The 2,896-nt window shown below is 70.1% G+C and carries 9 protein-coding genes; all 9 read right to left on the bottom strand.

The features are described from left to right. Positions 1-39 precede the first annotated feature (39 nt). The 9 genes from AB7U92_RS25080 to AB7U92_RS25120 all read right to left on the bottom strand — a co-directional run bounded on the left by AB7U92_RS25080 (position 40) and on the right by AB7U92_RS25120 (position 2,740). Positions 40-672 (bottom strand): HNH endonuclease signature motif containing protein, encoded by a 633-nt coding sequence (locus tag AB7U92_RS25080; RefSeq protein ID WP_428583256.1) that lies wholly within the window; start codon positions 670-672, stop codon positions 40-42. Next, positions 669-989 (bottom strand): hypothetical protein, encoded by a 321-nt coding sequence (locus AB7U92_RS25085; protein ID WP_428583258.1) that lies wholly within the window; start codon positions 987-989, stop codon positions 669-671. Before AB7U92_RS25085 ends, AB7U92_RS25080 begins: the two co-directional genes overlap by 4 nt. Further along, entirely contained in the window at positions 986-1,393 is a 408-nt protein-coding gene (locus AB7U92_RS25090) for a DUF1643 domain-containing protein (protein ID WP_428583260.1), read from the bottom strand. Before AB7U92_RS25090 ends, AB7U92_RS25085 begins: the two co-directional genes overlap by 4 nt. A 129-nt stretch (positions 1,394-1,522) precedes the next feature. Continuing rightward, positions 1,523-1,702, bottom strand: a complete 180-nt coding sequence (locus AB7U92_RS25095; protein WP_428583262.1) for a hypothetical protein — start codon at positions 1,700-1,702, stop codon at positions 1,523-1,525. 10 nt (positions 1,703-1,712) lie between these two features. Further along, positions 1,713-1,889, bottom strand: coding sequence for a hypothetical protein (locus AB7U92_RS25100; RefSeq protein WP_428583264.1), 177 nt, complete (start codon positions 1,887-1,889; stop codon positions 1,713-1,715). A 32-nt stretch (positions 1,890-1,921) separates the two neighbouring features. Beyond that, positions 1,922-2,146: a hypothetical protein gene (locus tag AB7U92_RS25105; RefSeq protein ID WP_428583266.1), complete on the bottom strand. Its 225-nt coding sequence runs from the start codon at positions 2,144-2,146 to the stop codon at positions 1,922-1,924. Beyond that, on the bottom strand, positions 2,146-2,331 hold the full coding sequence (locus AB7U92_RS25110) for a hypothetical protein (RefSeq protein ID WP_428583268.1): 186 nt from the start codon (positions 2,329-2,331) through the stop codon (positions 2,146-2,148). The genes AB7U92_RS25105 and AB7U92_RS25110 overlap by 1 nt, the downstream gene beginning before the upstream one ends. Next, positions 2,331-2,531 carry a hypothetical protein gene (locus AB7U92_RS25115; protein ID WP_428583269.1) on the bottom strand — a complete coding sequence of 67 codons (201 nt, stop codon included), beginning with the start codon at positions 2,529-2,531 and terminating at the stop codon, positions 2,331-2,333. The genes AB7U92_RS25110 and AB7U92_RS25115 overlap by 1 nt, the downstream gene beginning before the upstream one ends. Then, the gene (locus tag AB7U92_RS25120; protein ID WP_428583271.1) at positions 2,531-2,740 is read right to left on the bottom strand and encodes a hypothetical protein; all 210 of its coding nucleotides are present in this window, start codon (positions 2,738-2,740) and stop codon (positions 2,531-2,533) included. The genes AB7U92_RS25115 and AB7U92_RS25120 overlap by 1 nt, the downstream gene beginning before the upstream one ends. Positions 2,741-2,896: the final 156 nt, after the last annotated feature.

The following is a 2,896-nucleotide window of genomic DNA, read 5'->3' on the forward strand; positions in this document are numbered from 1 at the left end:
GCGAGGGTTTCGAACAGGTGTTCGCGCAGATCGTCGATGTCATGCGCCATGACGGGTTCTCCGGTTGATCTGCCGCCTGATCGCCCCGCGGAGCTGGATGGCTTCCGCGAGCGGCTTGGGCAGGTTGTGAACGGTGTTGCGTCGCATGTTCTCGACGCGGGTGATGAGTTCGAGGTTCTCGATTCGGATGTCGCTGCGGTTGCCGTTGCGGAACACCACGATGTGCCCCTTCGGGATCGGCCCGTGGTGTTCCACCCAGAGCAGCGCGTGCACGGAGGTCCAATCGCGCGGCGGGTAGCCCGTGTCGCTCACCTTGCGCTGCAGGATGCCGTCTTTGCTCACGCGCTCGGCCCCGATGGGCGCGGCATTGTGGGGGGCGGCCCCCGGCTTGAAGCGGGTCTCGGCCGAGCGCCCCCCGGCACGGTAGATGGCGCCCTTGTTCCAGGGTGTGCAGCCCGCCTCGAAGCGCCCGGTGGCAGTGCTGCGGCCCTGCGTGCGCGCGGCGGCCGGGGCCGCGGCGTAGTCCCGCTCGAGGCCGAGGCGGCGCGCACGCTCGCGGACGGCGTTCTGGGTACGGTTCAGCAGCGCGGCCAGCTCGGGGGTCGGCGTGGTGGCAAAGCGCTCACGGAGCAGGGCCTCCTCCGCCGGGGTCCAGTGGCGCCAGCGGGTCACGGGGCCACCCTCACGCCATCAACGATCCGGTACCACCCTTCCTCGACATGCACCCGCGCCCAGCGGTAGTTCGAATCGGCGCCGAGCTGCCACGCCTGCGCTTCGGGCGTGCCGGCCGGGAATGGATTCGAAACGACCTCGGGGAACGCACGCCACGCCGCGTCGCCGGCCTGGTCCTGTATGGCGTCGAGGCGCCGGGCTTCGGCCGCCGAGAGCGGGCAGCGATAAGCCGCCAGGCGCGCCCCGCGGGCCTGAGCGTAGCGTTCGCCGTCTTCGGAGAACTCGGGGGATCTGGCCCTGTCGCTGTCTCCCCTCACCCGGCGTACCTCGCCCCATCGAACGGTACCGGCACCAGCTCGCGCTTGAGGTACAGCGGATGCGACGGATGCCCGTCAACGGTGGTCGCGAGGCAAGTCGGCATCGCGCCCGCACGGCGCAGCAGATCGAGCACCTCGCGTGCACGCCGGTCGACCATGTGATGCGCGCCCCACGCGCACACCACCTCGCGACAGCGCCGCGCAGCGCCCCAGATGTAGCAGTCGTTGTCCGGGCCAACCGCCTCGGCGCGAGTCACGCGCTGCAGTCGCGCCGGCTTCGTCGCCCGGTAGGCGTAGAGGTTCACCACCTCGAGGCCGCCGAGGTCCCAGGCGCGTGCGTAGCCCAGGCATCGGCGGATGGTCGGGTCGTCGAGGTCGGCGTCGGCGGTTGAGGGATTCAGCATCACGAACAGATGCCTTCGGCCGCTCGCAGTCCCATGCTCGCCACAGGCGATAGCGATACCGGCCGCAGGCCGAGATATCGGCACCGCGAGACGCCGAGGCCTCGCCCAGCTCGGAGGCGAGCACGGCGCTCACGTCCGCACCTCCGTCGGCGTCTCCATCCACAGCTTCGCCGCGCGCGCCTGCTCGGAGCGCAGGAACGCCATCACCCGGTTGAACTCGAGATCGCGCCGATCCGCGCCGATCCCCTGCGCCGCGCAGTAGGCCTCGAAGGCCTCGCGCAGCTTGTGTTCCTCGAAGACGAAAATCATCACGGCTCCCTCAGCGCACGAGGTCCAGGCTCTCGACCAGGACCTCCGCGTCGCAGTGTTCGATCAGGGCTTGCGCCAGCGGGTCGCGGCCGATGTCCTGCAGCAGCGCGGCGAGCGCCGGCCGCTCGGCCTGGATGCGTGCCCACATCGCGCGCTTCTGCTCGGCCGGCAACGTCGTGAGGTTCACCCACCGCTCGGTCGCCCGCCGCGCCGGGTTGACTACCAGCCGGCAGCACGGCGCCGGCGACGGAGCGACAAGCCCAGCCATGCGCACCCCCAGCCCGCCGCGGCCAGCGGCCACAGCGCCCACATCAACACGAACAGCACCAGGCTCGAGGTCATGAGCTTGGGGAAGCCCATGCGGTCGTCGAGCAGTGCGAGGACGATGAGGCCGAGCAGCAGGTAGACCATGCAGAGCCCGGCCAGGGCGGCATCGTTGATCATCAGTACTTCCCCTTCCCCGCGTAGCGAGGTTTCGTGGCGAGCAGGCGGTAGCCGTTGGCTTCGAGCTTGTCCGGCGACATCAGGTGCGTAGCGCCGTACTGGTCGCTCAGGACCAGGTTCTTACCGTGCCGGCGCTTCACCTTGAACGCGCGTTGCCTGGCCGCGCAGCCGTACCAGGCGGCCATCAGATGACCTCCCCGAGCGCAAAGCGCTCGATCGCCAATGTGTCGAGCCCGTCGACATCCGCTTGGCAGAGATCGGCAAGGGCCTCGGCATCGGCACACGCCGAGCAGAGATCGGGCTCGACCCACCAGCACGGCGTGCCGTCGCCCATGTCGCAGGCGTGGAGCTCGTCGCAGTGACACACGCGGCAGGTGTCGAACATCACCGCACCCCTCTCTCATGCCGCCGGCGACGCACGCAGGCCAGCGCCCGCTGCTCGCGGCGGATGATGTCGCGCGTCTCCGCGCCGAAGAAAATGCGGAAGCGGTGACCACGAAGCGCGCGGCGCAGCAGCCGCAGGTGTTCGAGCGTGAGCTGCACGAAGGCCCGCTCGTCGACCGGGGCCTCGGTCAGCGCATAGCGCGCCACCATCAGCTCGCCAGATCGACAGCCGCGTCGATCTCCTCCCGGTCCGGCCAGGTGTAGACGGCCGTCGAAGTCACGCAAGCGTGGCCGAGTGCGCCCTGCACCAGCCGCTCGGGGGTGGGCGAGGTCGAGCGCGCCCTGATTCGCTTGGCCAGCGTGTGC

This window comes from Piscinibacter sp. (genome assembly GCF_050175855.1).
In the GTDB taxonomy this organism is placed as follows: Bacteria; Pseudomonadota; Gammaproteobacteria; order Burkholderiales; family Burkholderiaceae_C; genus Piscinibacter.